This window comes from Acidovorax sp., from assembly GCF_046341535.1.
In the GTDB taxonomy this organism is placed as follows: Bacteria; Pseudomonadota; Gammaproteobacteria; order Burkholderiales; family Burkholderiaceae_C; genus Acidovorax.
This window is the reverse complement of sequence record NZ_JBKDRI010000135.1, coordinates 1-25,517: the sequence shown is the minus strand read 5'-3', so window position 1 is coordinate 25,517 and position 25,517 is coordinate 1. Positions and strand designations below refer to the sequence as shown.

The 25,517-nt window shown below is 62.0% G+C and carries 23 protein-coding genes; 13 read left to right on the top strand and 10 right to left on the bottom strand.

Annotation, left to right across the window (positions count from 1 at the left end):
• Nucleotides 1–325: 325 nt before the first annotated feature.
• From ACK543_RS09650 to motA, 9 genes are all read right to left on the bottom strand, one after another.
• A complete protein-coding gene (locus ACK543_RS09650; RefSeq protein ID WP_409942636.1) occupies nt 326–1,042 on the bottom strand; it encodes an RNA polymerase sigma factor FliA in 717 nt (238 codons plus the stop codon).
• Between the two features lie 4 nt (nt 1,043–1,046).
• The gene (locus ACK543_RS09645; protein ID WP_409942635.1) at nt 1,047–1,847 is read right to left on the bottom strand and encodes a hypothetical protein; all 801 of its coding nucleotides are present in this window, start codon (nt 1,845–1,847) and stop codon (nt 1,047–1,049) included.
• A complete protein-coding gene (gene flhF, locus ACK543_RS09640) occupies nt 1,840–3,342 on the bottom strand; it encodes a flagellar biosynthesis protein FlhF (protein ID WP_409942634.1) in 1,503 nt (500 codons plus the stop codon). Before flhF ends, ACK543_RS09645 begins: the two co-directional genes overlap by 8 nt.
• Complete coding sequence (gene flhA / locus ACK543_RS09635) at nt 3,339–5,420, bottom strand: flagellar biosynthesis protein FlhA (protein WP_409942633.1); 2,082 nt, start codon at nt 5,418–5,420, stop codon at nt 3,339–3,341. Before flhA ends, flhF begins: the two co-directional genes overlap by 4 nt.
• Nucleotides 5,417–6,571: a flagellar biosynthesis protein FlhB gene (locus tag ACK543_RS09630; RefSeq protein WP_409942632.1), complete on the bottom strand. Its 1,155-nt coding sequence runs from the start codon at nt 6,569–6,571 to the stop codon at nt 5,417–5,419. The genes flhA and ACK543_RS09630 overlap by 4 nt, the downstream gene beginning before the upstream one ends.
• A gap of 132 nt (nt 6,572–6,703) precedes the next feature.
• A complete protein-coding gene (locus ACK543_RS09625) occupies nt 6,704–7,318 on the bottom strand; it encodes a protein phosphatase CheZ (RefSeq protein WP_409942631.1) in 615 nt (204 codons plus the stop codon).
• Between the two features lie 4 nt (nt 7,319–7,322).
• Nucleotides 7,323–7,709, bottom strand: a complete 387-nt coding sequence (cheY, locus tag ACK543_RS09620; protein WP_015015821.1) for a chemotaxis response regulator CheY — start codon at nt 7,707–7,709, stop codon at nt 7,323–7,325.
• Nucleotides 7,710–7,778: 69 nt separating this feature from the next.
• Nucleotides 7,779–8,714, bottom strand: coding sequence for a flagellar motor protein MotB (gene motB / locus ACK543_RS09615; protein WP_409942630.1), 936 nt, complete (start codon nt 8,712–8,714; stop codon nt 7,779–7,781).
• 30 nt (nt 8,715–8,744) lie between these two features.
• A complete protein-coding gene (gene motA, locus ACK543_RS09610; RefSeq protein WP_409942629.1) occupies nt 8,745–9,605 on the bottom strand; it encodes a flagellar motor stator protein MotA in 861 nt (286 codons plus the stop codon).
• A gap of 302 nt (nt 9,606–9,907) precedes the next feature.
• On the opposite strand from motA, the gene ACK543_RS09605 reads away from it, so the two are divergent.
• The 9 genes from ACK543_RS09605 to ACK543_RS09565 all read left to right on the top strand — a co-directional run bounded on the left by ACK543_RS09605 (nt 9,908) and on the right by ACK543_RS09565 (nt 18,827).
• Nucleotides 9,908–12,253 carry a tetratricopeptide repeat protein gene (locus tag ACK543_RS09605; protein ID WP_409942628.1) on the top strand — a complete coding sequence of 782 codons (2,346 nt, stop codon included), beginning with the start codon at nt 9,908–9,910 and terminating at the stop codon, nt 12,251–12,253.
• Between the two features lie 74 nt (nt 12,254–12,327).
• The gene (gene rfbF / locus ACK543_RS09600) at nt 12,328–13,098 is read left to right on the top strand and encodes a glucose-1-phosphate cytidylyltransferase (RefSeq protein ID WP_409942627.1); all 771 of its coding nucleotides are present in this window, start codon (nt 12,328–12,330) and stop codon (nt 13,096–13,098) included.
• Complete coding sequence (rfbG, locus tag ACK543_RS09595; RefSeq protein WP_409942626.1) at nt 13,098–14,171, top strand: CDP-glucose 4,6-dehydratase; 1,074 nt, start codon at nt 13,098–13,100, stop codon at nt 14,169–14,171. The genes rfbF and rfbG overlap by 1 nt, the downstream gene beginning before the upstream one ends.
• Complete coding sequence (locus tag ACK543_RS09590) at nt 14,168–14,743, top strand: dTDP-4-dehydrorhamnose 3,5-epimerase family protein (RefSeq protein WP_409942625.1); 576 nt, start codon at nt 14,168–14,170, stop codon at nt 14,741–14,743. The genes rfbG and ACK543_RS09590 overlap by 4 nt, the downstream gene beginning before the upstream one ends.
• Nucleotides 14,740–15,981, top strand: a complete 1,242-nt coding sequence (locus ACK543_RS09585) for a methyltransferase domain-containing protein (protein ID WP_409942624.1) — start codon at nt 14,740–14,742, stop codon at nt 15,979–15,981. The genes ACK543_RS09590 and ACK543_RS09585 overlap by 4 nt, the downstream gene beginning before the upstream one ends.
• Entirely contained in the window at nt 15,982–16,470 is a 489-nt protein-coding gene (locus ACK543_RS09580) for an acyltransferase (protein WP_409942623.1), read from the top strand.
• On the top strand, nt 16,467–17,270 hold the full coding sequence (locus ACK543_RS09575) for an NAD-dependent epimerase/dehydratase family protein (RefSeq protein WP_409942622.1): 804 nt from the start codon (nt 16,467–16,469) through the stop codon (nt 17,268–17,270). The genes ACK543_RS09580 and ACK543_RS09575 overlap by 4 nt, the downstream gene beginning before the upstream one ends.
• Nucleotides 17,271–17,290: 20 nt before the next feature.
• Nucleotides 17,291–18,037 carry a class I SAM-dependent methyltransferase gene (locus ACK543_RS09570; protein ID WP_409942621.1) on the top strand — a complete coding sequence of 249 codons (747 nt, stop codon included), beginning with the start codon at nt 17,291–17,293 and terminating at the stop codon, nt 18,035–18,037.
• A gap of 7 nt (nt 18,038–18,044) precedes the next feature.
• Nucleotides 18,045–18,827, top strand: coding sequence for a cephalosporin hydroxylase family protein (locus ACK543_RS09565; RefSeq protein ID WP_409942620.1), 783 nt, complete (start codon nt 18,045–18,047; stop codon nt 18,825–18,827).
• A 455-nt stretch (nt 18,828–19,282) separates the two neighbouring features.
• Here ACK543_RS09565 and ACK543_RS09560 read toward each other — a convergent pair whose 3' ends face one another.
• The gene (locus tag ACK543_RS09560; RefSeq protein WP_409942619.1) at nt 19,283–20,764 is read right to left on the bottom strand and encodes a flagellin; all 1,482 of its coding nucleotides are present in this window, start codon (nt 20,762–20,764) and stop codon (nt 19,283–19,285) included.
• Nucleotides 20,765–21,097: 333 nt separating this feature from the next.
• Here ACK543_RS09560 and ACK543_RS09555 point away from each other — a divergent pair, with 333 nt between their 5' ends.
• From ACK543_RS09555 to ACK543_RS09540, 4 genes are all read left to right on the top strand, one after another.
• Complete coding sequence (locus ACK543_RS09555) at nt 21,098–22,579, top strand: flagellin (protein ID WP_409942618.1); 1,482 nt, start codon at nt 21,098–21,100, stop codon at nt 22,577–22,579.
• Nucleotides 22,580–22,787: 208 nt separating this feature from the next.
• Nucleotides 22,788–24,242, top strand: coding sequence for a flagellar filament capping protein FliD (gene fliD, locus ACK543_RS09550; protein ID WP_409942617.1), 1,455 nt, complete (start codon nt 22,788–22,790; stop codon nt 24,240–24,242).
• A gap of 67 nt (nt 24,243–24,309) precedes the next feature.
• A complete protein-coding gene (gene fliS / locus ACK543_RS09545) occupies nt 24,310–24,759 on the top strand; it encodes a flagellar export chaperone FliS (RefSeq protein ID WP_409942616.1) in 450 nt (149 codons plus the stop codon).
• 3 nt (nt 24,760–24,762) lie between these two features.
• Entirely contained in the window at nt 24,763–25,062 is a 300-nt protein-coding gene (locus tag ACK543_RS09540; RefSeq protein WP_409942615.1) for a flagellar protein FliT, read from the top strand.
• The last annotated feature ends 455 nt before the right edge of the window (nt 25,063–25,517 follow it).

Here is a 25,517-nt window from a genome sequence, read left to right as displayed (position 1 = left end):
GATTACTACAATCGGGAATGCGACGTGCCACTACAGCGATTTTTGGAAAACGGACAAAAAACGCAGCCAACCCATTGATTCAAAACACACGCGCCTTGGCGCAAGGTCGAAAAAAGGTCGGGAAGTGTCGAACTCGGGGGGGCTCGGGTAGTCCACGGCGTTGCTTTTCTTGCCGATAGCCAGGCTATTGGCTGCAAAAAGCGCCTTGTGGCCCATCCCGATCCGCACCCGCGCATCCTCGCGAGGGTTTTGCAGAGCTTCCTTAAGCCGCGGCGTTTCGCCGAGCTGGCTTCCTGGGGGGCGGTCGCCCGGTGCGAAGCGCCCGTCAGTGAGCGCGCATTTTCGCCCGCAGGCGGGCGATGGACTGGCTGTGCAGCTGGCAGACGCGGGATTCGGTAACACCCAAAACGGCCGCGATTTCCTTGAGGTTCATGTCGTGCTCGTAGTACATGCCCATGATGTGCTGCTCGCGCTCGGGCAGGCTCTTGATCGCGTTGATCAGGGATGTCTTCAGACGCTCATTCCGCAGCATTTCAACCGGGTCGGCCGCCGCGTCGGCGACATGGCGATCCAGAAAGCCGTCCTCGTCCTCGTGGCCATGCGTCATGTCCTCGAGGTAGACGAGCTGGGTGCCACGCACCTTGCTCAGCAGGGTCTGATATTCGGCCAGCGACATCCCCATCTCGGCGGCGATCTCGGACTCCAGCGGGCTTCGGATCAGCTTTTGCTCTAGCCGGTGCACCGCGTGCTCGATGTCTTTTTGACTTTTGCGAGAACTGCGCGACATCCAGTCGCCTTCGCGCAATTCGTCGAGCATGGCGCCGCGGATGCGTTGGGTGGCAAAGGTCTCGAACTGGACACCCTGGGCGACCTCGTAGCGCGACAGTGCTTCGGCCAGACCCATCATTCCGACCTGGATGAGATCATCGAGCTCCACATTGGGTGGGAGCTTTGCGATCATGTGGTGCGCGATCCTTCGCACCAGCGGAACGTGCTGGCGAATCATCGCGTCACGGTCAAGCTGGCCTTTGGCGGTGTACATCAGATCAGTGGCTCCGAGCGAGGTGCGCAGACATGCCTTGCAGGCTGGAAGGGCGCAACGCTACAAGCGGTTCGTCCTGGATGGTGCCCGCATTCTCCAGCAGTTGCAAGGCCAGCCGCTGGAGGTCTTGAGGACTTTGCGTCGAAATGGTCGTGGTGCGCACCGAGCCACCCAGGTGACGACCCGCACATTTCTGCAGGGTCTGCAGCGAAGCCCGGGCCGCTTTGCGTTCCGCTTCGGAGCTGCCGCTGAGCAAGGCAGCGACCATGCAGGGAAGACCCGTGTGAACGGCGATCTGCTTGAGGCTGGTGTAGCTGCTCAGGACGCCTGCAGCGCCTTGGCCCATGATCACCAGCGGGACCGTTGCGGTATGGGTCAACAGAGATGCCAGTGTGGCAGCGGGGGCATGTAAAACAAGGAGGCCGTACCGCCTGAAGAGCGGCAGCAGCTCTGCCAGCGGTGACAGACCCGCAGCGACCGCCTGGCGCCCGAGCACGCCCAACCCCTTTCCTGCGGGCACAACGGCCAGCGAAGACGCTGGCACGCCACCACCCAATGCCGCGGTGTCGCGCAGCGGGCCGTCACGCAGCAGGTGGATCAGCCCGGGGCTGTCATCCGTCTCCTGCGCAGAGCCGTCCAGCACCATCACCGGATACCCCAGGCGCTGAAGGTTGGCATACACCTGCCAGAGGGCGTCCAGGCTGGTACCTGGGTTGGCGTCACTGGCAACCGCGGCCAGTCTCAGATCCGCCTGCGGCATGAAACCCTGCAGGCCGGCGGCTTGGTGCGGACTGATGTCAAGCATCGACCAGCCCCCGCTCGTTGAGGTTGTCAGGCGAGTGCGAGAAGAAGAAGTTAAGATCGCTCGCCTTGGGGTCGAAGGCCGACTTGACGGGTGCCTTCATGGATGTGGAGATGAGCTTGCCGGCATCGGCGCGCTCCCAGTCTTCGGGCACACGCTGGCCGTTCGTCACGCCACGCAGCACCATCTGGTGCCGGATCAGCGCATCGATCGCGGGGCCGAGCTTGACGGCTTCATCCACCTTGGAAAGGATCGCCTGCTGCGAACCATCGGTCTTGAAGGCGCTGAGCACGTCGTCCAGGGTATCGCCGTGGGAGCTGGCGTTGAGCACCAGCAGCCTGTGAATGTCGGGCAGGTCCAGGACGTCCAGCATGTCGCGCTTGCGTGGGTCCCGGGGTGCAACGCCGGTGGTGTCGATCAGCACCATCTTCTTGCCGTTCAGCAGGCCCAGCAGGTCCTGGAGTGCAGCACGGTCATGCGCCAGGTGCGCCACCACACCCAGCATACGCCCGTAGCTGCGCAACTGTTCGTGGGCACCGACGCGATAGGTATCCAGCGTGATCAGGCCAACGCTGCCCGGGCCGTGGATGCGGGCGCACATGGCGGCCAGTTTGGCGGCGGTGGTCGTCTTGCCGACGCCGGTCGAGCCGACGAGGGCAAAAACACCGCCTTGCTCATACAGGGGCGGGTCAGACTGGTCGGTCTTGAGATTGCGCTCCAGCACGTCCATCAGCCACCGCACAGCATCGGCCGCAGACAGGTCTTGCGGCATTCGTTCCAGCACCACCCGCGCCAGGGATGGCGAATATCCGGCGCGGATCATCTTGAGCATGAGGTTGGACTGGATGGGGTTCTGCCGCGCCTGACCCAGCCAGGCCATGGTGTTGAACCGGTCCTCGATCATCTCCTTCATGGCGTGCAGTTCGCTCATCAGGCTTTGCTGGTTGGCAACGGACTGCATAGAACTGGCAGAGGGTTCTGTGCGACGGCGTGCTGGTGGTTCGGGCGGCAGGTCCATCGGAATGGAGCGCAGCGGGTTGTGACGAACCACATTGGGCGCGGGCATGCGTTGCTCGCGCTCCGGTTCATGGTCACGGTTGCGCTCGGACAGCAGTGATGTTTCAGCGGGGCTGTTGAGGGCCTCGTGTCGGCGGCGCAGCATGCGTTCACGGACATAGTCCTGGAACGACAGGGTACTCATGGCGAGCTGCTCCGTGTCTTCCTCAACCGGACTGCGCCCTGCGCGGGACGCGGCACCGGACTGATCAGAGCGCGGCGCAGTGCCTCGGGCCGTGGAAGGCGCCAGCAGCGGTGGCGTTGCCGATGGCGAGCCTGCGGCGCTGTCAAGCGCGGACAGCGTGTCTTCGGCGGTGGCCATCACCTCGACGCCGTTGGCAGTCGGGCGGTTTGACAGAATGAGTGTGCCCTCGCCAAAGGCCATGCGCGCCTTGGCCAATGCCTCGCGGGAGGTGGGGGCGGTAAAGCGTTTGATGTTCATGCTGTTGCACCTTTAAGGATCGGCCCAATACGGATGGTGTGGGTCTCGGGGATCTCGCTGTGGGCGAGCACCTGCAGCCGTGGTGCCACGCGGCGCACAAGTCGGGCGATGGCGTTACGGATCTGGTCTGGCACGAGCAGGCACGCTGGCAGGCCCATTTCTTCCTGCTTGAGAGCGACCTCGGCTGCTTTCTGCGTCAGGATGTCGGCGACACCGGGATCCAGTGCCGGCCCGGCGGCGTTGCCCAGGGCCTGCACCAGCAGACGCTCCAGACCCGGTTCGATGGCAATGACGTTGAGTTCGCGAGTAGGCCCATAGATTTGCTGCACGATGGCTGGCGACAGCGCAATGCGCACGCGGCGGGCCAGCTCCACAGGATCGGAAATCCCGCCAGCGTGCTCGGCCAGCGTTTCGATGATGGTGCGGATATCGCGGATGTGCACAGACTCTTCCAGCAGCAGCTGGAGGACTTTCTGGAACGTGGCGATCGACACCATTTTGGGAACGACTTCTTCGATGAGTTTGGGGGCCAGCTTGGCCACGTGCTCCACCAGTTGCTGCGTCTCTGTGCGACTCAGGAGCTTGGCTGCCTGCACTTGCATCAAGTGTGACAAATGGGTCGCCATCACGGTTTCGGAATCAACGACGGTAAAACCTGCCATTTGCGCGGCTTCTTTGTGGCGCTCGTCGATCCAGTGCGCCGGCAGGCCAAATGCGGGGTCAGTGGTGGGGGTGCCAATCAGTGGCGTGGCGATGCCTCCGGGGTTGATGGCCAGGAACATGCCGGGGAAGGCTTCGCCTTCGCCGACCACCACACCGCGCAGCGTGATGCGGTACCCGCTGGGCTTGAGTTCGAGGTTGTCCCGCACGTGGACCGCCGGGGGCAGGAAGCCCACCTCCTGTGCGAACTTGCGGCGCACGCCCTTGATGCGGGTAAGCAGGTCGCCCTGGCGGCTCTTGTCGACCAGGCTGATGAGCCGATAGCCGAGTTCCAGGCCCAGCAGATCCACGGGCTGCAGATCATCCCAGGTGGCCTCACCGTCTCCGACCGGTACGGCGGGCGCCTCTACCTCGGGCGGAATCTGCTGGCGCTTGTGCATGAGCCAGGCACCGTAGCCCAAAAGGCCACCCACGGTCAGAAACACCACGTGGGGCATGCCTGGAATGAGCCCCAGCAGAATCAAAATAGTGGCCGTAACGCCCAGGACTTTGGGCGACATGAAGAGCTGGTCAACGATCTGGCGACCCATGTCGTGGTCCTTGCCAACGCGCGAGATCACCATCGCCGCCGCCACCGAGATCAGCAGCCCTGGAATCTGGGCCACCAGCGCATCGCCAATGGCAAGCACGATATACGTGTCGGCGGCCTTGCTGGCAGACAGGTTGTGTTGCAGCATCCCGACGGCAAAGCCGCCCACGATGTTGATGAACAGGATGAGGATACCGGCGATGGCATCGCCGCGCACAAACTTGGATGCACCATCCATCGAGCCAAAAAAGTTCGCTTCTTCCGCCACTTCGGCACGCCGGCGCTTGGCTTCTTTCTCGTCGATCAGGCCAGCGTTCAGGTCTGCGTCCACCGCCATCTGTTTGCCGGGCATGGCATCCAGCGTGAAGCGGGCCGACACTTCGGCGATACGCTCGGCCCCCTTGGTGATCACCACGAAGTTGATCACCACCAAAATGGCGAAAACAATCAGGCCCACGGCGAAGTTGCCGCCAATCAGAAAGTGACCGAAAGCCTCGATCACGGCACCTGCGGCGCCTGGGCCGGTGTGCCCTTCCAGCAACACGACACGCGTTGATGCAACGTTCAGCGACAGCCGCATCAGGGTGGTGAGCAGCAGCACCGTCGGGAATGCCGCAAAGTCCAGCGGCCGCAGCATGTAGGCTGCCACCATCATCACCATCAAAGCAACGGCGATGTTGAGCGTAAAGAAGGCATCCAGCATCCACGCGGGGATGGGCAACACCATCAGCGCCAGGATGGCCACCACCAGCAGGGGGGCTGACAGCCCTTGAAGGGCATTTGCGTTGCTACCAGCCCAGTTTTGCAGGGACTTTACGGAGGTATTCATACGGAGGCGCCTTGCACTGATGTGCGGTTCAGCGGATCAAGTTCGGGCGGTACATAGGGGTCGGGCACGCTGTCGGGCATGCGGCCCTCGCCGCGCATTGCGGCCTTCAGGCAATACACGTAGGCCAGCACCTGCGCAACTGCGGTGTAGAGCTTCGCGGGGATGGCCTGGTCGAGTTCGGCATGGGCATAGAGCGCCCGTGCCAGCATGGGCGACTGAAGTACCGGCACGCCGTGCTTCTTGGCGATATCTCGGATGCTGAAGGCGATGAGGTCGGTGCCGCGCGAGATGACCTGGGGGGCGCTCATGGTTTTGTCGTCGTACCTGAGGGCAACCGCATAGTGGGTGGGGTTCATCACCACGAAATCAGCCTTGGGTACCGCCGCGACGCTGGCCCGGTCGGCTACTTCGCGCTGTCGCTGGCGAATGCGTCCCTTGGTGTGTGGGTCGCCGTCCGACTCCTTATGTTCCTGTTTGATTTCTTCATGGGACATCCTGAGCTGTGCCTTGAAGAAATACGCCTGCAATGGAACGTCAACCACGGCAGCCAGGAACACCACCAGCAGCAACAGACTCATGCCCGAGGTGAGCCAGTCCGCCACATGGCGTATCGCCAGCGGCGACGGCTGGAGCACCAGCATGGCCACCTGATCGATGCTGTTTCCCATGAACTTCCAGGCGACGTAACTCAGGATGCCCGTCATCAAAACCATCTTGGCCACATTGGCCATTTGCTGCTTGGAAAACAGGTTGGACAGGCCCGACAGGGGGTTCAGGCGGTTCCATTGCGGCGTGATCGGTTTGGCGCTGAAGATCCATCCGCCCGCACCGATGGCGCTGACCAGCGCTGCGCCTGCGGTCAGCAGGGCAAAGACCGTGCTGGCAATCAAGCCGATGGCCACCATGTCCTGCAGGCGGCTGAGCATGTGTCCTGGGGCCATCACGGTGCTCGCATCAAAGGCGAGCTGCTGGCTCATGGCCAACTGCAGGCGCGTCACCAGCTGTGGGGCCAGCATCAGCAGGCAGGCCGCGCCTGCCCCCAGGATTGCCAGATGCGACAAATCGCGCGATCGAGCGCCCTGTCCGTCTTCGCGCGCTTTTTGTAGCTTGCGTTCTGACGCGGGTAGGCTTTTTTCTTGGCTGGAGTCCATGATGGCATGACGGGTGGTGTCATGCCATTGTCGTGAGCGACCCCGAAATCTAAAGGAGAAAAAGGGGGCCCGAGGGCCCCCTTTTCGGCGGTGGATTTGTCGCCCGTCGAGGGGCGCGGAGGAATCCGGTTTTTAGAAGCCCAGGCTTGCGAGTAGATCGTCAACCTGGGACTGGTCCGTGACCACGTCAGGGTTCCCCTCAGCTTTCACCACGGGCCCCTGGAGGTGTTTGGGCGGCTCAGGTGTAGCCACCTGCGCGTTTGGCGGGGCCGTCTGTATGAGCAGTTGCACGAGCTGCTCTTCTATGGTGGCCGCCAGGCTCACCACGCGGGCAATCACCTGGCCCGTGAGGTCATGGAAGTCCTGGGCCATCATGATTTCGGTGAGGTGCATGTCAGCCTCTTTGGTGACGCGCTCCACATCCTTGACGAAGTTCATGACGTCCCCCCGGGCCACCGCTGCCACCGGGTCTTTCACCAGCAAGCCAGTGACTCGACGGGTCTCTCCTGCGATGTATTCGTGCTGTGCCTTGGCTTGTTCCACACGGCCAAGGACCTTCTCTGCGGCTTCTCCCGTGAGCCGCGCAATGTAATTGAGTCGGCTCTGCGCATCTGGCAATTCACCCATGGAGCCCCGCAGCTTTTCGGCAAATCCCAGTTCTCTCAGCGAATCGTGCAGTTGCCGAGTCAGAATCCCGATTTTCTGGTGAACATCCACCGGCTGGCTGTTGTTTGAAGAGTCTTCCATGATGTCATAGCCCCATCTTTTTGAGGATCAAGGTCACTTTCTCTTCAAGCGTCGCTTTGGTGAAAGGTTTGACGATGTATCCCGCGGCACCACCCTGGGCTGCCGCAACGATGTCTTCCTTGCGTGCTTCTGCAGTCACCATCAACACGGGAAGGTGCTTGAGCTTGTCGTCCTTCTTGATCTCGGCCAGCAACTGGAAGCCGTTCATGTTGGGCATGTTGATGTCCGTGACCACGAAGTCAAACTTGCTGTTGCGCAGCTTGTTCAGAGCGGCCACGCCATCCTCGGCCTCATCGGCGTCGGAAAAACCACTTTCTTTGAGCAGATTGCGCACGATGCGGCGCATGGTTGAAAAGTCGTCAACGATCAAAAAGCGCAGGGCAGTGGTCACTTTGGACCCTTTCGGTCGGAAATGGCTAAAGATATTGTCGTGTGAGGAGGCAATAGTGACAAGTCGTAACTACTGCCTCGGCTGGGGAGGGTTTTCCCGGTTTCCATTTGTCAATTCTGCGGGGGTTATCTCGGGTATCAGTTTGCCCATGAGTCGTTCCTCGGCTTCTCGGGTCAGTACCGTGATGGTAATACGCCGGTTCGCCGGAGATCGCGGATTTGCAGGCTCCAGCAGATCGCTGGCTGCCAGACCGACGACGCGGCTCAGTTTAGCGTCTGGCATGCCCGCCGTAACCAGTTCGCGTCGGGATGCGTTGGCGCGGTCTGCAGACAATTCCCAGTTGCTATATCCGCGTTCGCTGTTTCCATAGGGGACCGCGTCAGTATGGCCCGCCAGGCTGATCCGGTTTTCGACATTCGCCAAGGCCGCTCCGATTTCCCTGAGGATATCCCGCATGTAGGGTTTTACCAACGCACTTCCGCTGTCGAACATCGGGCGGTTCTGGTCATCGATGATCTGGATTTGCAGTCCGTCCGGTGTGATGTCGATGCGAATCTGGGATCTGTACTCGTTCAACCGTGGAATTTCGGTGATCAGTGCGTCGATTTTTGCTTCCAGCGCCTTGATGCGTTCCAGGTCCTGCTTGGCCTGCTCCACGCGCGCCGCTTCCAGGCTCATTTGGCGGTGGCGGGATTGCTCCGACTCGGATCTGCGCATTTGTCCACGCGCCTTGGACAGATCATTGCCGCCGCCGGGGATCACGGTTGAGCTGTTGCCCGAGCCGTCTCCGCCGGTCATGGCCACCTTGACCGGCGACTGGAAATACGAAGCGATGCCTTGCAGATCTCCCTTGGCCGTCGAGCCCAGCAGCCACATCAGCAGGAAAAAAGCCATCATCGCGGTCACAAAGTCCGCATAAGCGATCTTCCAGGCGCCGCCATGGACGGCGTGCCCCCCCTTCTTGGGGCGCTTGATGATGATCGGTTGAAGCTTTTTGTCTGCCATCGATGCCAAGCGTCAATGCGCCCATGGCGCCTATTTCTTGCCTTTCACGTGCCCCTCCAGCTCCGTGAAGCTGGGTCGATCCCCGGAGAACAGTACCTTGCGACCGAATTCGATGGCGGTCGCCGGGTTGTAGCCCTGCATGCTGGCCAGCAGCGTTGACTTGATGCACTGCAACTCCTTGGCGGCATCTTCGGTTTTTTGTTCAACCAGACCCCCCAGAGGCTCGACCACGCCGTAGGCCAGCAAAATCCCCAGGAAGGTACCCACCAACGCCGATCCGATCATGCCACCCAGGACTGCCGGTGGCTGGCCCACGGACCCCATGGTATTCACCACCCCCAGCACGGCGGCCACGATACCGAACGCGGGCAGGGCGCCCGCCAGCCGCGCAAGTGCAGCGACTGGCGCATGGGCCTCCTGGTGATGGGTTTCGATTTCGCTGTCCATCAAGGCTTCGATCTCGTGCGAGTTCAGATTGCCAGACACCATCATGCGCAGGTAGTCGGTCGTGAACTCGATCACATGGTGGTCGCTGCCCACCGTGGGGTATTTTTTAAAGATCTCGGAATCACCGGGATTTTCCACATCCTTTTCGATGGCCATCAGCCCTTCCTTGCGGGCCTTTTGGAGGATTTCATACAGCATGGCCATCAGTTCCAGATATCGGGCCTTGGTGTACTTGGAGCCCTTCATGGCCATCGGGATGGCTTTGAGCGTGGCTTTGATGACCTTGGGCTGGTTGTTCACCACAAACGCACCCAGCGCACCGCCCAAAATGGTGACGATTTCGAACGGAAGCGCCTTGAGGATGACCGTGATATTCCCGCCATGCAGGATGTAGACGCCAAAGATGCAGCCAAGGCAGACGATGTAACCGATGATGACGAACATGCGGATGCGGTTATTACGGTGGCGTGAGCCGCCTTTCGGGTTGAATGGCACAAGGGATGTGTCAACCCCTGTCTTGGCTTCACTTTATCTGATTGTGCGCGAATCAAAGCGCAGAGCAATCGGCAAACCACCCTCTTCTTAGAAGGTTGTATGACGCGCGCTCGGGGGTGGTCAGACCAAGGTACCGCCCAGGCGACCTGATTTTTGCCGCTTTTCTCCGCTTCAGGCGCTTGCAAGGTGTTTATCCTGTTGATCGGGCGCCCCGACACTGCGGTTGGGGCCAGCAGACATAAGGCGGGTGAATGCAAGCAACCATGGTCAACGAACATCCAGCGGCCGAAGGTGCGACGGGTCAGGAGCCACTGACACCGCCCGCTCTGCCGTCCACGGTGCAGGCCCTGTTGCGACAAACCATGGACCTGGCCCTCAGTTGCCATCGCGCCCGCAATCTGGAGCAGGCCGAAGAGCTCTACCGGGCCGTGTTGAGTCTGGAGCCGGCCCATCCTGACGCCAACCACAATCTGGGGGCGATCGCCGTCGAATGCGGGCAGTTTCTCGCGGCCGTTCCGTGCTTTCAGGCGGCGTTGCAGGCCGACCCAAAAAACCGCCAGTACTGGGTCAGTCTGGTCGATGCCCTGATCCAGGCGAAGGAGTGGGCCCTGGCCGAGGACATTCTGGAGGACGCTCGCCGCGCAGGACTTGCGGGTGACGCCGCTGGCGAGCTGGTGGAGCGCCTGGTCGAGGCTGCGATCGAGCGCGCCCTGAGGGCCCTGCCCAAGCCAGGACGCCTGGCGCCAGTGGAGCAGCGCGCGGAAATCAATCGTCTGTTCGATGAGGAAAAGTTTGACGAGGTGCTTCGCCTGGGCCGAAAGATGATCCGCCAGTACCCGCAGTGCCCCACGGGCTTCAAATTCCTCAGTGCCGCGCTCATGCGTCTGGGCCAGTTGGGCAAGGCCATCGCACCCATGCAGCAAGCCCTGCGGCTCAATCCGATCGATGTAGACATGCTCAGCAACTACGGCCTTGCGCGATCGCTCAAGGGCGATCTGGTGCAGGCCGAGGTTCTGCTGCGGCAGGCCGTGAGCCATGCTCCGGGATTCACGCAGGGCTGGATCAATCTGGCGATCGTCATGCGGGGGCAGGCACGCCTGGAGGCCGCCGAGCTGGCGTATCGGCGCGCCTTGGAAGTCGGTGGGGCGGCCCCGGGCGTGCTCATCAACCTTGGAATCTTGCTGGGCGAAATGCACCGTTTTACTGAGGCAGAGGAATGCACTCGCCAGGCACTGGCATGCAATCCCAAGATGGTGCAGGCCCATGTGAGCCTGGGCATGCTGCTCAAGGACCAGGGCAAGCTGGCCGAATCGCTGGACGTGTTGCGCGGAGCCATTGCCCTGTGCCCGACGGACGAGGCTGCACACAGCTGCTATCTCTTTGTGGCCAACTGCATGCCCGAGCTCGACCCGCTGGAGCGGTACGCCGCGTACCAGCGGTTCAACAAGCACTTTGGTGAGCCGCACCGCCACGCCTGGCGCCCCCACGCCAATGACCGCAATCCGGCGCGCCGCCTGCGGGTGGGCTATGTGGCACCGGTTTTTCGAACCCATGCCTGTCGGCCTTTTCTCGAGCCGCTGCTGGAAAACCATGATCCCGCCTGCGTCGAGCTTTTCGCCTATTCCGGGCTGGTCGAGCTGGAAGACGAGGTCACCGACCACTACCGCACCCTGTTCGAGCACTGGGCCGATATTGGCCAGATGAGCGATGACGAACTCGCCGCACGCATCCGGGCCGATGGCATTGACATCTTGATCGACATCGCGGGGCAGACCAAAGGCCACCGGCTGGGGACGTTCGCGCGCAAGCCGGCTCCTGTGTCGCTGCACTGGCTTGACTCCGGCTACACCACCGGTCTTACCGCCATCGACTACTACCTGACCGATGCCGTGACGGTGCCCGAAGGCGCTGAGCATCTGTTTTCCGAGACGCCGTGGCGTCTGCCGCGTACGCCATTCGTGTACCGCGCCAACCCGCGTGCGGGCGAGGTGAGCGAACTCCCGGCTCTGGCCAACGGCTACATCACGTTCGGAACGCTCACGCGTGCAGTGCGGCTCAATGATCGTGTGTTGCGGACCTGGGCCGAGGTGCTGCACCGCTTGCCCCATGCCAGGCTGGAGCTCAACAGCGGCAATTTCAGCCAGGCCGAAGTGCGCGAACAATGGTGGCCACGGTTTGAGGCCCTGGGCATCTCCCGCGACCGCATCATCATGGGCTTTGAAACCCCGCCCTGGAACGTGCTGCGCCGCATGGACATTGCGCTCGACTGCTTTCCGCAGAACTCCGGCACCACGCTGATCGAGTCGCTTTACATGGGCCTGCCCTTTGTGTCGCTGGCCAGTGCGCCCAGCATGGGCACGTTGGGGGCCTCCGTGCTGTCTGCCGTGGGGCATCCCGAGTGGATTGCTCACAGCGAAGAGGGATACGTCAACAAGCTGGTGGCTCTGGCCAGCGACCTGCCTCGCCTGGCCAACATACGACGCGAGCTGCGTGCGCAGATGCAGGCCTCTGCGTTGATGGACGAGCCAGGGTTTGCCCGCGACGTGGAAGCGGCTTACCGGGAAATGTTTGCCCGCTGGTGCGCCAAGCAAGCTTGAAGGCCCGAGATGCGCCGCGTTTTCCCCTCCACACCGGCTTTGCTGCAACGCATGGCTTCACTATGCTTGATGCCATGAAAGCTGTATTGCTCGCCGGTGGCCTGGGAACCCGCATTTCCGAAGAGTCACACCTCAAACCCAAGCCCATGATCGAGATTGGGGGGCGCCCCATCCTGTGGCACATCATGAAGATGTACGCCACGCACGGCGTCAATGACTTCGTGATCTGCCTGGGCTACAAGGGCTATGTCATCAAGGAATACTTTGCCAACTACTTCCTGCACATGTCCGACGTGACCTTTGACATGGCCAACAACCGCATGGAAGTGCACCACCGGCACGCCGAGCCCTGGCGCGTCACGCTGGTGGATACGGGCGAGAACACGATGACGGGCGGCCGCCTGCGCCGCGTGCAGGAATACCTGGAGCCCGGCCAGCCGTTTTGTTTTACCTATGGCGACGGCGTGGCTGATCTGGACATGACGGCGCAGTTTGCCTTTCACCGTGCCCATGGCTGCCAGGCCACCGTCACCGCCGTGCAACCACCCGGGCGCTATGGCGCGCTCGTGCGTCAGGGCGACACCGTGCACGGTTTTGAAGAAAAGCCCCGTGGTGACGGCGGCTGGATCAATGGCGGGTTCTTTGTGCTGCAGCCTGAGGTGATCACGCGCATCGCCGACGACGCGACCAGCTGGGAGCTGGAGCCCATGACCGAGCTGGCGCAAAGCGGCCAACTGCGCGCCTTCGAGCACACCGGCTTCTGGCAGCCCATGGATACCCTGCGGGAGAAAAACCTGCTCGAAGAACTCTGGCAAAGCGGCAAAGCCCCTTGGAAGACCTGGTGATGACCGGCACCCTGCAGCCCACCCCCGACTTCTGGCGCGGCAAGCGCGTGCTGCTGACCGGGCACACGGGGTTCAAGGGCAGCTGGCTGGCTCTGTGGCTGTCGCGCTTGGGAAGCCACGTCACGGGCCTGGCACTGCCACCAGCCAGCGAGCCCAACCTGTACACCCTGGCCCGCGTGGGCGATGTGGTGAGCGCCGATCGCATGTGCGACGTGCGCGATGCCCCGGCCGTGGCCGCGCAGGTGCAGGCCGCCCGCCCGCAGATCGTTTTGCACCTGGCGGCGCAGGCCCTGGTGCGCGCGGGCTACGCAGACCCGCTGGGCACCCACGCCACCAACATCATGGGCACGGCCCATGTGCTGGATGCGCTGCGGGGCCAGACCGACGCGCGGGTGGTGGTGGTGGTGACTACCGACAAGGTCTATCGCAACCGCGAGTGGGCCTACCCCTACCGCGAGGACGACCCGCTGGGCGGCCACGACCCCTACAGCGCCAGCAAGGCGGCGGCTGAGATCGTGACCGCCAGCTACCGCGATGCGTTCCTGGCCGCCCAGGGCGTGGCCGTGGCCACTGCCCGCGCAGGCAACGTGATTGGAGGTGGTGACTGGGCGGCCGACCGCCTGCTGCCCGACGCCGTGCGGGCCTGGAGCGCCGGGCAACCCGTTCATATCCGCCGCCCTGGTGCCACACGCCCGTGGCAGCATGTGATCGAGCCGCTGGCCGCCTACCTGTGCCTGGCCGAACGCCTGTGGGCAGAACCCGCCCGCGCAGGCGCCTACAACTTTGGCCCGCTGCCGCACGAGGCAGCCACGGTCGGAAATGTAATAAAAATGGCTGGTTGCGCTTATCCAGGAAGCGAAGTTGGCTATGAAAATCATAGTGAATGGCCCCATGAGGCTGGCTGGTTGGCGCTGGAGACCGCACATGCCCGCCAGGCGCTGGGCGTAGCGCCCCGCTGGGGCCTGAACACGGCCGTGGAGCGCACCATGGCCTGGTACCGCGCGCAGCATGGCGGTGCCGATGCGCGCGCGCTGTGTTTTGCCGATATTGATGCCTGGGGGGCCGCCGAATGACCCCCCCTATTGGCGCCCGCCTGGTCTGCACCGCCCTGCCGCTTTCGGGCTTGGTACGCGTGCAGCGCCAGCCGTTGCTTGACGCGCGCGGCCTGTTCGAGCGCATGTTCTGCGCTGAGGAACTGGCCGCTGCAGGTTGGACGCAGCCCATCGCCCAGATCAACCACAGCATCACGCGCCAGCGCGGCAGCGTGCGTGGCCTGCACTACCAGCGCCCGCCCCATGCCGAGATGAAGCTGGTGAGCTGCCTGCATGGTGAGGTGTGGGACGTGGCCGTGGACCTGCGCGCAGGCTCGCCCACCTTCTTGCAGTGGCACGCCGAGCGCCTGTCGCCGGACAACGCCTGCGCGCTGCTCATCCCGCCCGGCTTCGCGCACGGCTTTCAGGCCCTGTCCGATGATGCCGAGCTGCTGTATCTGCACTCGACCGCCTACGCGCCGCAGGCCGAAGCGGGCCTGAACCCGCTGGACCCATTGCTCGCGCTGCCCTGGCCGCTGCCCGTGGCCGACATGTCCGACCGCGACCGCAGCCACGCGCGGCTGACCGACCTGTTTGAAGGAGTGCGCCTGTGAAGTGCCGACACTGCGGCCAGCCGCTGCACCTGCCGTTTCTCGACCTGGGCAGCGCGCCGCCGTCCAATGCCTACCTCAGCGAGGCTGCTCTGCGCGGCCCTGAAACCTGGTATCCCCTGCGCGTGCTGGTGTGCCAGCACTGCTGGCTGGTGCAGACTGAAGACCATGCTGGCCGCGAAGCGCTGTTCACCCACGACTACGCCTACTTCAGCTCGTTCTCGTCGTCGTGGCTGGAGCATGCCCGCTTGTATGTGCAGGCCATGCAGCAGCGCCTTGGTCTGGGCACCGATGGCTGCGTGGTAGAAGTGGCCTCCAACGACGGCTACCTGCTGCAATACGTGCAGCAGGCGGGCATCCCCTGTTATGGCATCGAGCCCACCGCCAGCACCGCCAAAGCGGCGCGCGTGCTCGGGCTGGAGGTGATCGAGCGCTTTTTTGGGGTGGCGCTGGCTGATGAGCTGGCCAGCGCAGGCCGCCAGGCCGACCTGATCGCCGCCAACAACGTGCTGGCCCATGTGCCCGACATCAACGACTTTGTGGCCGGTTTTGCCCGCCTGCTCAAACCGCAGGGCGTGGCCACGTTCGAGTTTCCGCACCTGCTGCGCATGGTGCAGGGTTGCCAGTTTGATACGGCCTACCACGAGCATTACTCCTACCTCTCGCTCACGGCGGTGCAGCGCATCTTCGCTGCCAATGGCCTCGTGGTGGTGGACGTCGAAGAACTGCCCACCCACGGCGGCAGCCTGCGCGTGTTTGCCGCCCGCGCCGACACCATGGCTCACCCGCAAGCCACGCCCGAGGGGAGCGCCCGCGTAGCGCGCCTGCTGGCCACCGAGGCCGCGGCAGGCATGCTGGGCGAAGGCTTTTACCGCGATTTCCAGTCGCAGTCTTTGCGAATCAAACACGAGTTGCTATCATTTTTGCTGCGTTGCCAGTCTGATGGGCTCACCGTAGGGGCCTACGGCGCAGCCGCCAAGGGCAACACCCTGCTCAACTTTGCGGGCGTGCGGCCCGACCTGCTGCCCTACGTGGTGGATAAAAACCCCGCCAAGCAGGGCCAGTACCTGCCGGGCAGCCGCATCCCCATCGTCGATGAAGCCCACCTGCGCGCCCACCGGCCTGACCGTGTGCTGATCCTGCCCTGGAACCTGCGCAGCGAAGTGGCCGCGCAACTGGACTATGTGCGCGGCTGGGGCGGGCAGTTTGTGACGGCCGTTCCACGGCTGGAGGTGTTCTAGGTGATCGAGCTGCATCCAGCCGCACGCATTTCGCCGCTGGCGGACATCGAGGATTCGGTGCGCGGTACCCGTATCTTGGTAGGCGCGCGTTCGGTGATTGACAGTTTCGTTAAGGTCAAGCCGGCGGGCGGCCATGGCGATCTGGTTGTGGGCGAGGATGTCGTCATCAATTCAGGTTGCGTGCTGTACACCGGCAATGGCATCCAGATTGGCAACCATGTCGCAATTGCCGCCAACTGCACCTTCGCGCCGGTGAACCACGCCTATGCCGAGCGGTCCCGGCTCATCCGTGAGCAGGGGTTTCTGCCCAGCAAGGGTGGCATCGTGGTCGAGGACGATGTCTGGATTGGCTCCAATTGCGTTCTGCTCGATGGGGCCGTGCTGCGGCGCGGCTGCGTGGTGGGCGCGGGCTCCATCGTACGGGGCGAACTGCTACCCTACACGGTGTACGCTGGCCAGCCTTTGATGGCTGTGGGGGAGCGGCGGTGACGGGTGCAGCCGACTTCACGGTGCTAGGGGGAAGTGGCTACATCGGCAGCCGTCTGGTGGCACACCTGCGCTCGCTGGGCCACAGCGTGTGGGCGCCGCTGCGCGCAGATCCCAAGGTATTCACAAGGCCGCTGGGCCATGTGATCTATTGCGTGGGGCTCACGGCCGACTTTCGCACGCGCCCCTTCGACACCGTGGAGGCCCACGTCAGCCTGCTGGCCGATGTACTGCACCGGTCGCGGTTCAGTTCTTTACTGTACCTGTCGTCCACGCGGGTCTATATGGGGGCTGCCAGCACGCAGGAAGACGCACCCCTGTTCGTCCAGCCAAGCGACGCTTCGTACCTGTACAACCTGAGCAAGCTCACGGGCGAATCGCTGTGCCATGCCAGCGGCCGGCCCGCTGTGCGCGTGGCGCGGCTCTCCAACGTGGTGGGGCCAGGCATGGACGCGGAATCGGGCAACATGGTGGCAGATCTGCTCCAACAAGCACGCCAGGGCCGTGTGGTGTTGCACTCGAATCCAAACTCTGCCAAAGATTACATACACGTTTCCGACGTGCTCGATTGGCTTCCGCGCATTGCACTGCAAGGTAGTCATTCGGTGTACAACGTGGCGAGTGGCCATCAAACCACGCATGCCCAGTGGCTTGAGTGGTTGCAGCAACGCACAGGTTGCGTTGTCGATGTATCGAGTCATGCACCGCACCACTCATTTTCGCCGATCAACGTTAGTCGTATGCAGGATGAATTTAATGTGGTTGCACGGTGCCCCCCAGACATCATCCAAGGTGTTTTTTAATCAAATCGAAGGAGTACTTTTTGAACAATCATTTAAGCGCGGTCTTCTTTGGCTTGAAAGACCATGGTAAGTTTCTGAGCGGCATCCAGCAGGCGGTTGATCAGATCAACACCCAGCAGGGTATTTATGCTGGAGACAACCTTTTTACTTATCACCGCAATTTGGGATTCTTGGAAGATGAAGCATTGATGCGGGCGTTCAACGCACACGCCAGTACCGATGTTGAAAAGGCGGTTTTGTGGCGTATTTCCACAGTGCTTTGGGGTGCGCGAAACGGCCTGCGGCTGGAGGGCGATTTTGTGGAGTGTGCTTGCTACAAGGGAACGACGGCACGAGTGATTTGCGATGCGGTTGATTTTGCGTCGCAAACCGATCGCCACTATTATCTCTACGATCTGTTCGACCATGATCCTTCATTGCCTCATCATGCAATGCCCGAACACAGCAAAAAGCTCTTTGCTGAGGTAAAGGACCGATTTTCGGGTTTCAGTAATGTGACGGTTACACAAGGCAAGGTGCCCGATGTTCTGTCGGAAGTTGCGCCCCGCAAAATTGCATTTATGCACCTGGATATGAATAACGCCGAGGCCGAGGTGGGCGCTCTTGAGGTGCTGTTCGAGCGAATGGTGCCCGGCGCAGTGCTGATACTGGACGACTACGGCTGGCTGGGATACCGAGCACAAAAATTGGCGGAAGATCCGTGGTTCGCAAAGTACGGCTATCGTGTGCTGGAAATGCCCACAGGCCAGGGGTTGTTGATCAAGTGAGGTTTGCATGCATCCGGAAGAACAGTTCAAGAGCGAGCGTCTAAAGCGACTGCAGGGTTATGCTGGCGACCTCGCTTTCCAAACTCTGTCCCGCGACTGGTTGCAGGCGTCTATGCAGCGCCAGTACGTGTACAACTTTGACTGGATGGGGCGCCCGATAATCCAGTACCCGCAGGATATGGTGGCGATGCAGCAACTCGTGTGGCGTGTCCGCCCGGACCTGATCATAGAAACCGGGATCGCCCACGGCGGCTCGCTGGTGCTCAGCGCCTCGTTGCTGGCTCTGCTGGACATCAGCGATGCGATCGAGGCTGGCACCACGCTGGACCCTCGTGCTTCACGCCGTAAGGTGCTGGGAGTGGACATTGATATCCGAGCGCACAATCGCGAAGCCATTGAATCGCACCCCATGGCCAGCCGCATCGCCATGATCCAGGGCTCGGCCGTGGCCCCCGACGTGGTGCAGCAAGTGCGCGGGTTCGCGCAAGATTACCAGCGCGTTCTGGTGTGCCTGGATTCGATGCATACCCACGACCATGTGCTGAGCGAACTGGATGCCTACGCGCCGCTGGTCACGCCAGGGAGCTACTGCGTGGTGTTCGACACTTTTGTGGAGGACATGCCGCCGAAATTTTTTGCGGACCGACCCTGGGACGTAGGGAACAACCCCAAGACGGCCGTGCACCAGTGGCTCGGTGGGCACCCCGAGTTCGAGATCGACGTCGACATGGAACAGCGCCTGCAGGTTACGGTGGCACCGCATGGGTTCTTACGTCGTCGTTCGGAGTAATGCGATAACGGAGCGGGTCGGCCGACGCCGATGCGGCATCCCGGTCCTGGCGGGGGCTGCCGACATTGGATCAAGATTCCCAGTGAATCAGGCTTGCAAATGAGCCGGTTTGCACTTTGAGGCCAACGTATTGCCCGTTGGACGGGTGTGCGTTGTTCTTGGCTGTGTGATGAAGTATCCAGTGGACTCCTTCATGTGGGTCGCGCATTACGCGCGGGGCCCTCGGGTTCATCCACAGTCTTTACCGCAATCCGGAGTGCCGCGCATTTCTTTTGCCTGTGCCGCGCTGTATGCGTGGCAGACGCGGCGGGCCCCGAATGACCCTGCAATCACGTTGCTGGAGTGTTCGCGGCGGCAGGGGCAACCACGAAAAACCCCAGCGCCAAGGAAGGCCGCTGGGGTATGTCCGTAAAATTTGCAGGCCCGCTGACCTGCGACGAGAAGTGAGTGCTGTGTTACTTGAGCAACGAAAGCACGCCCTGGGGAATCTGGTTGGCCTGGGCCACCATGGCAGTACCTGCCTGCTGCAAGATCTGCGCGCGCGACAGGTTGGCGGTTTCCGCGGCGAAGTCTGCATCCAGAATGCGCGAACGCGATGCAGACAGGTTTTCGGACGTGATGTTCAGGCTGGCGATGCTGGACTCGAAGCGGGCCTGGAGCGCGCCCAGCTTGGCACGTTCGCCGCTGATGAAGGCCAGGGCAGAGTCCACCGTCTTGAGCGACTCTGTCGCCTTGGAGAAGGTGGTGACATCCAGGTCCGCCACCCGCTTGAGCGTCGAGCCCCCTGTGGTCAGCGCATTGCTGGCCGAGGTCACAGCAAACGATTTGTCCGAATCCAGCGTGATGTAGCCACTGGCCGTGGTGAAGTTGGCGGTGGTGTCGGCTGCCAGCGTGACGCTGCCGCCGACCGCTGTGCCGTCCGCTTGCAGCTTGGTCACGATTGTGGTCCCTGCGTTTTGTACGGCGGTATCGGAGATCACGATGTCGTTGCCTGTGGCATTGGACAGCAAAATCCGGTCACCCGTCTCATTGAGCGAGGCGGTCACCCCCGTCTTGGCAGACTGGTCATTGATGGCGGCAACAGCCGCCGACAGGCGGTCTGCGCCGGAGGTCGATGTCAGGGTGAACGACGCAGTGACCGCCGTGGAGTTGTCCGCCTTGATGGCAAGGGTAAACGAGCCTGCCACAGCGGCAATGTTCAGTTCCACATCGGTGCGTGCCGTCGCTGACACCCCGGAGTTGGCCTTGACCGCATTGATCTGGTCGGCAATCGTCTTGGCGGATGAGCTACTGGCCACGTTCAGGGTGGCCGTGCCCAGCGAACCGCTGATGGATACCGCGCCCGAGGTCACACCGTTGGCAGGTGCCGAGGTGGCAGCGGCAGCCGCCGACACGCCGGCGCCGGCTGACGACGCGTTTTGATTGTTGCCGTAAACACTGGTGCGCAGATTGGCTGTGGTGGCCACAATGGTCTGGTTGGCGTTGGCACCCACCTGGAACTGCTGCGTTCCAAAGGTGCCGTCCAGCAGCTTTTGGCCGTTGAATTCGGTGGTCTGCGAGATGCGGTCGAGTTCGGCAACAAGCTGACCGACCTCCTGCTGCAGGGCCTGGCGGTCGCCAGCGCTGTTGGAGGCGTTGGCCGATTGGACCGCCAGTTCGCGCACACGCTGCAGGATGTCGCCCGCCGCCTTCATGGCGCCTTCTGTGACCTGCGCCAGCGAAATCCCGTCGTTGGCATTGCGCGCTGCCTGGTTCAGGCCCTTGATCTGCGAGGTGAAGCGCTCGGAGATGGCCAGACCGGCCGCATCGTCCTTGGCGCTGTTGATGCGCAAACCCGACGAGAGCCGCTGAATAGAGGTGTTCAGCGACATCTGGCTTGCGCCCAGATTGCGCTGCGCGGTCAACGAAGCAACGTTGGTATTGATGGTGGATGGCATGGCAATGACTCCTGCAGAGCTGAAGATGAACATTTCTGCCGGTTTAAGCGTTGCCCCCCCGGCGGACTTTTTGGGAACGGTGGAGCAATTGTGGGCAGCCGGATTTTTGGCGTTGGGGGGATAAGACGCCGAAAAACAGCTCAATCCGTGCGTTTACTCCTAAAGTTTTCCCGCCACGACCCGAAATCCTTTCCAACGGGACACATGAAATGAGCGTGGTGCCCGCCGTTCACCCCAGCCGCTTGTGCAAAAGGTGAGCACTGTGGCCAGGTAGACCTGGCATTCGGTTGGCGGTAACGCCACATTCAGTCAGTTCTTTTCAGGAGATATGCCATGGCAGCCACTATCAACACCAACGTTGCATCGTTGACCGCACAGCGCAATCTGGGCGCAAGCCAGAGTTCGCTGAACACCTCCATCGAGCGGCTTTCGTCGGGCCTGCGCATCAACAGCGCCAAGGACGATGCGGCCGGTCTGGCCATCTCCGAGCGCTTCACCTCGCAGATCAAGGGCCTGAACCAGGCGGTGCGCAACGCCAACGACGGTATCTCGCTGGCCCAGACGGCTGAAGGCGCGCTCAAGGCTTCGGGCGACATCCTGCAGCGTGTACGCGAACTGGCGGTGCAATCGGCCAACGCCTCCAACAGCGCTGGCGACCGCCAGGCCCTGCAGCAAGAAGTCTCGCAGCTCGTGTCTGAGCTGGACCGTATCTCGCAGACCTCCGAATTCAACGGCCAGAAGCTGCTGGACGGCACCTTTGGAACGCAGCAGTTCCAGGTGGGCGCCAACGCCAACCAGACCATCGTGGCCGCCACGGCCAACCTGCGTACCAGCGTGTACGGTAACAATCAAAACGTGTCGTCAGCTGGTGCCGGCGTGTCTGCTGCTGCCGCTGCCACCTCGGCGCCTGCCAACGGTGTGACTGCGGGTACGGTGTCCATCAGCGGCTCGCTGGGTACAGCCACCCTGAGCGTGGCCAGCAGCTCATCGGCCAAGACGATTGCAGACCAGATCAATGCGGTCAAGGCCAACTCTGGCGTGACTGCCACGGCCCGCACCCAGGTGGAGCTGGATGTCGCAGCAACGGCAGGCTCTTACACGCTTTCGCTCAAGGGCGACAACACCACGGCCCAAAATGTGACGTTTACCCTGACCGCTACGTCGGGGGCAGACCGTCTGTCGGCTGCGGTGTCCGCCATCAATGACCAGGCTGCAAAAACCGGTGTGACGGCCTCGTTGAACAGCGCGGGTGACAGGGTGATTCTGACCAATGCGACAGGCAACGACATCGTGGTCGGCGATACTGCCGTGCAAAATGCTGGCACTACCACCGTGACGAAGCTGCAGGCTGATGGCTCTGCGGTTACAGGCACTGTGACGTTGACAGCCGACACAACCGCCAACTTCACCACGGCCAGCGGCTACATCACGCTGGATTCAGATAAGTCGTTTGCCGTGACTTCGGCCAGCAATGCGCTGACCACAGGCGGTTCTTCGCTGCAAAAGGTGTCGGACCTGGATGTGACCACATTCAGCAAGGCCACCAACGCCCTCAAGACGGTTGACTCCGCGCTGTCATTCATCAACGGCGAACGCGCCAAGCTCGGCGCCTTGCAGTCGCGGTTTGAAACGTCCATCAGCAACCTGCAGGTCACGTCGGAAAACCTGTCTGCATCGCGCTCGCGCATTCTGGATGCTGACTTCGCTGCGGAAACTGCCAACCTGTCGCGCTCGCAGATTCTGCAGCAGGCCGGTACCGCCATGGTGGCCCAGGCCAACCAGCTGCCCCAGGGTGTGCTGGCCCTGCTGCGGTAAGCGGTAGCGGCTTGTCAAGCGGGCAGGGCGTTGCAGCGCCCGGGCCCACCAGGCGCCAGGCGGCGGCAGAGTTTCTGTCGCCGCCATTTGGCTTTTTCAGGGCGGGTGCCAGGACCGCCCAATAAGACGGGTTTCCTGGCGTGTTTACGGACGTTCCTTGACGCCACTTGGCGCGATAATTTCCGTTGGAACAGTTCAGGAGGTTGGTATGGCCACCATTTCATCGCCCGGCGTGGGCAGCAACCTTGATGTGAAGAACATCATCTCCCAGCTGGTTGCGCTGGAGAAAAGACCTCTGGACTCCCTCAAGTTGCAGGCGGCCACGGTCAACACCAAAATATCCGCGTTTGGACAGGTCAAGTCCCTGGTGTCTACGTTGCAGGATGCCGCTGGCAAACTCACCAGCGTGACCGGCTGGAACGGGGTCACCACGACGTCCTCGGATTCCAAATATGTTTCGGCCAGCGCGGTGGGCGGCACCTTGCCCACGTCGTTCAATGTGGAAGTGCAGAGCCTTGCCAAAGCGCAGGCCACGGCCTCGGCGGCGCTGCTGCCGGTGGGCGGTGCTCTGGGTGCTGGAACGCTGCGCCTGGAACTGGGTAAATGGAGCGTGAGCCCCGCATCGTTCACTCCCCAAAGCGGGCAGCCTGTGGACATCACGATCAGCGCGGCGGACAAGCTGTCGGACATTGCCAGCAAGATCAATGGCGCCAATGCTGGAGTCACGGCTTCGATCCTGACCGATGCTTCAGGCGAGCGGCTGCTGCTCAGCGGGCGGGGGACGGGTGAGCAGGCAGGTTACCGCGTATCGGTCAACGAGGGGGCTGGCTGGGATAGCGACACGCAGTCCTTTGCAGACAACTCCGATGGGGTGGGTCTGTCCCGCCTTGCCACAGCCCAGATGGATGCGACCGCAACGACGCTGGCAGCGGATGCCCGCGCCAAGGTCAACGGCATCTCGGTGACCTCTGCGACCAACACCTTTGCCTCCACCATCTCGGGCGTGACGTTCAAGGCCGAACAGGTGACCGAAGCGGGCAAGCCGATTGCGATCACGGTTGCCAAGGATGAGTCCGCCGTTCGCTCCAACATCGAGGCGTTTGTGAAGGCTTACAACGGCATCAACCAGCTCCTCCAGGAGGCGACCAAATACGACCCCAAAACCAAGTCGGCTGGGCTTTTGCAGGGCGACTCCACCGCCATCGCGCTGCAAAATTCGCTTCGCTCGGCAGTCCAGTCGGTCACGACCGGTGGGGGGACTTTGCAGCGGCTCGCCGATATCGGCATTACCCAGAAGCTCGGGGGCGATCTGGTGGTGGACAGCGCAAAACTCGGCAAAGCCTTGACGAGCAGTCCTGACGACGTCAAAAACCTGTTTCGCAACACCGGTGGTGGTTCGGCAGACGGGATTGCGGTGCAGGTCAAGGCGCTGGCGACCAATCTCCTGTCGAACAGCGGATTCTTCAAATCGAAGGACGACAGCCTGCAGCTCAGCCTCAAGCGCATCAGTCAGGACCAGGCGCGCGTGAATGACAAGGTGGATGCGTTCGAAAAACGCATCACGCAGCGATACAACGCGCTCGACAAGCAGCTCAGCAGCCTCAATGGGCTCAACGCCTATGTCGCGCAGCAGGTCACGGCCTGGAATAAGTCCAAAGGGTGATATGTAAGGCTTCAGTTTTGCTGTAGCTTTCCGATAATTGATTGAAGCAACTCGAAGGATGGACAGCATGTTCAGCGCCCACAGCCCCAGTGCCGCCAACGCCTATCAGCGGATCAACATCGAGACCAGCATGCACACCATTGATCAGCACCAGCTGGTCAGCCTGCTGTTTGAGGGCGTGCTCAACTCGATCGCCACCGCGCGTGGGGCCATGGCACGGGGCGACGTGGCTGGCAAGGTCAGCGCGATCTCCAAGGCCCTGCGCATCCTCGAGGAGGGTCTGAGCACCGGCCTGGACCGCGTGGAGGGAGGCGAGTTGGCGCAAAACCTTGGCGCTCTGTACGACTATTGCATGCAGCGCCTGATCCTGGCCAATGCCCGCAATGACGACGCGATGATGCAGGAGGTCATACGTCTCATCGAACCGGTGGCCCAAGGCTGGAACGAGATCCGGAAAACCGGCAGCACTGCCACGGACGCCTCTGCCTCTGGCCAGCCCGCGCTGGTGGAGGTCTGAACCATGTCCCTGATGCTGCTTGACTATTACAAAGCCATCGAAGACAGCAGCGCCAAGATGCTGGAGGCCGCAAGGCTCAAGGACTGGGATGGCGTGGTGCGTTACGAGGGTGCCTGTGCCGTGCTGATCGAGCAGCTGCGCTTTAAGGCGCAGGAGCACGAATTGTTGCCCGAGCACCGTCGCGAGAAGATGCGCATCATGCAGCGTATCCTGCGAAACGATGCTCAGATACGCACGCTGGCCGAGCCCTGGCTTGCCCAGTTTGAGCACTTGTTCGACGGTCAGCCGCAAATGATGCACTGAGGCGCGAGGGCGAACGCCCGTCCCAGTCAAAAAACGCCTCGCATTGCGAGGCGTTTTTATTAGCGTCAGGGGTGGAGGCCTGACAATGAAACCAGCACAACGGTCTGGAAAGGCGTTTTGAGCCTAAAAACGGCAGTTGGATGCATTTGCCAGCGCTGCTGTTGGGGTGCCAGGCAAGGCGCGACGACGCGGCAGGCTCGTGCCTGCACGGAGGCCCAACACCGCATGGCGCTCCAAAAGCGGTGCTGGCAAGTGCATAGCGCTGTCACCCCAAAGGTGAGGCTGCAAAAACAACCCAAGGCCCGAGTCCACGCGGTGTGCGGCAAGATGACAAGCGGTCAACTGCCGTTTTTAGGTTCAGGGCTATCGAGCGGTGATCGTGACCGGTACAGCCTGCTGGGCAGACAGCCCTGCGGAATCCCTGGCCGTGACCAGCAACTGGTATGTGCCTGTCA

What these genes read in the sequence shown, in the direction of transcription:
- ACK543_RS09625 (WP_409942631.1), bottom strand. Translation starts at nt 7,318, where the DNA reads ATGGAAGACTCTTCAAACAACAGCCAGCCGGTGGATGTTCACCAGAAA.
- flhA (WP_409942633.1), bottom strand. Translation starts at nt 5,420, where the DNA reads ATGAATACCTCCGTAAAGTCCCTGCAAAACTGGGCTGGTAGCAACGCA.
- ACK543_RS09565 (WP_409942620.1), top strand. Translation starts at nt 18,045, where the DNA reads ATGCATCCGGAAGAACAGTTCAAGAGCGAGCGTCTAAAGCGACTGCAG.
- ACK543_RS09555 (WP_409942618.1), top strand. Translation starts at nt 21,098, where the DNA reads ATGGCAGCCACTATCAACACCAACGTTGCATCGTTGACCGCACAGCGC.
- ACK543_RS09590 (WP_409942625.1), top strand. Translation starts at nt 14,168, where the DNA reads ATGACCCCCCCTATTGGCGCCCGCCTGGTCTGCACCGCCCTGCCGCTT.
- ACK543_RS09540 (WP_409942615.1), top strand. Translation starts at nt 24,763, where the DNA reads ATGTCCCTGATGCTGCTTGACTATTACAAAGCCATCGAAGACAGCAGC.
- fliD (WP_409942617.1), top strand. Translation starts at nt 22,788, where the DNA reads ATGGCCACCATTTCATCGCCCGGCGTGGGCAGCAACCTTGATGTGAAG.
- rfbG (WP_409942626.1), top strand. Translation starts at nt 13,098, where the DNA reads ATGACCGGCACCCTGCAGCCCACCCCCGACTTCTGGCGCGGCAAGCGC.
- ACK543_RS09630 (WP_409942632.1), bottom strand. Translation starts at nt 6,571, where the DNA reads ATGGACTCCAGCCAAGAAAAAAGCCTACCCGCGTCAGAACGCAAGCTA.
- fliS (WP_409942616.1), top strand. Translation starts at nt 24,310, where the DNA reads ATGTTCAGCGCCCACAGCCCCAGTGCCGCCAACGCCTATCAGCGGATC.
- motB (WP_409942630.1), bottom strand. Translation starts at nt 8,714, where the DNA reads ATGGCAGACAAAAAGCTTCAACCGATCATCATCAAGCGCCCCAAGAAG.
- rfbF (WP_409942627.1), top strand. Translation starts at nt 12,328, where the DNA reads ATGAAAGCTGTATTGCTCGCCGGTGGCCTGGGAACCCGCATTTCCGAA.
- ACK543_RS09645 (WP_409942635.1), bottom strand. Translation starts at nt 1,847, where the DNA reads ATGCTTGACATCAGTCCGCACCAAGCCGCCGGCCTGCAGGGTTTCATG.
- motA (WP_409942629.1), bottom strand. Translation starts at nt 9,605, where the DNA reads ATGTTCGTCATCATCGGTTACATCGTCTGCCTTGGCTGCATCTTTGGC.
- ACK543_RS09650 (WP_409942636.1), bottom strand. Translation starts at nt 1,042, where the DNA reads ATGTACACCGCCAAAGGCCAGCTTGACCGTGACGCGATGATTCGCCAG.
- flhF (WP_409942634.1), bottom strand. Translation starts at nt 3,342, where the DNA reads ATGAACATCAAACGCTTTACCGCCCCCACCTCCCGCGAGGCATTGGCC.
- ACK543_RS09560 (WP_409942619.1), bottom strand. Translation starts at nt 20,764, where the DNA reads ATGCCATCCACCATCAATACCAACGTTGCTTCGTTGACCGCGCAGCGC.
- ACK543_RS09605 (WP_409942628.1), top strand. Translation starts at nt 9,908, where the DNA reads ATGCAAGCAACCATGGTCAACGAACATCCAGCGGCCGAAGGTGCGACG.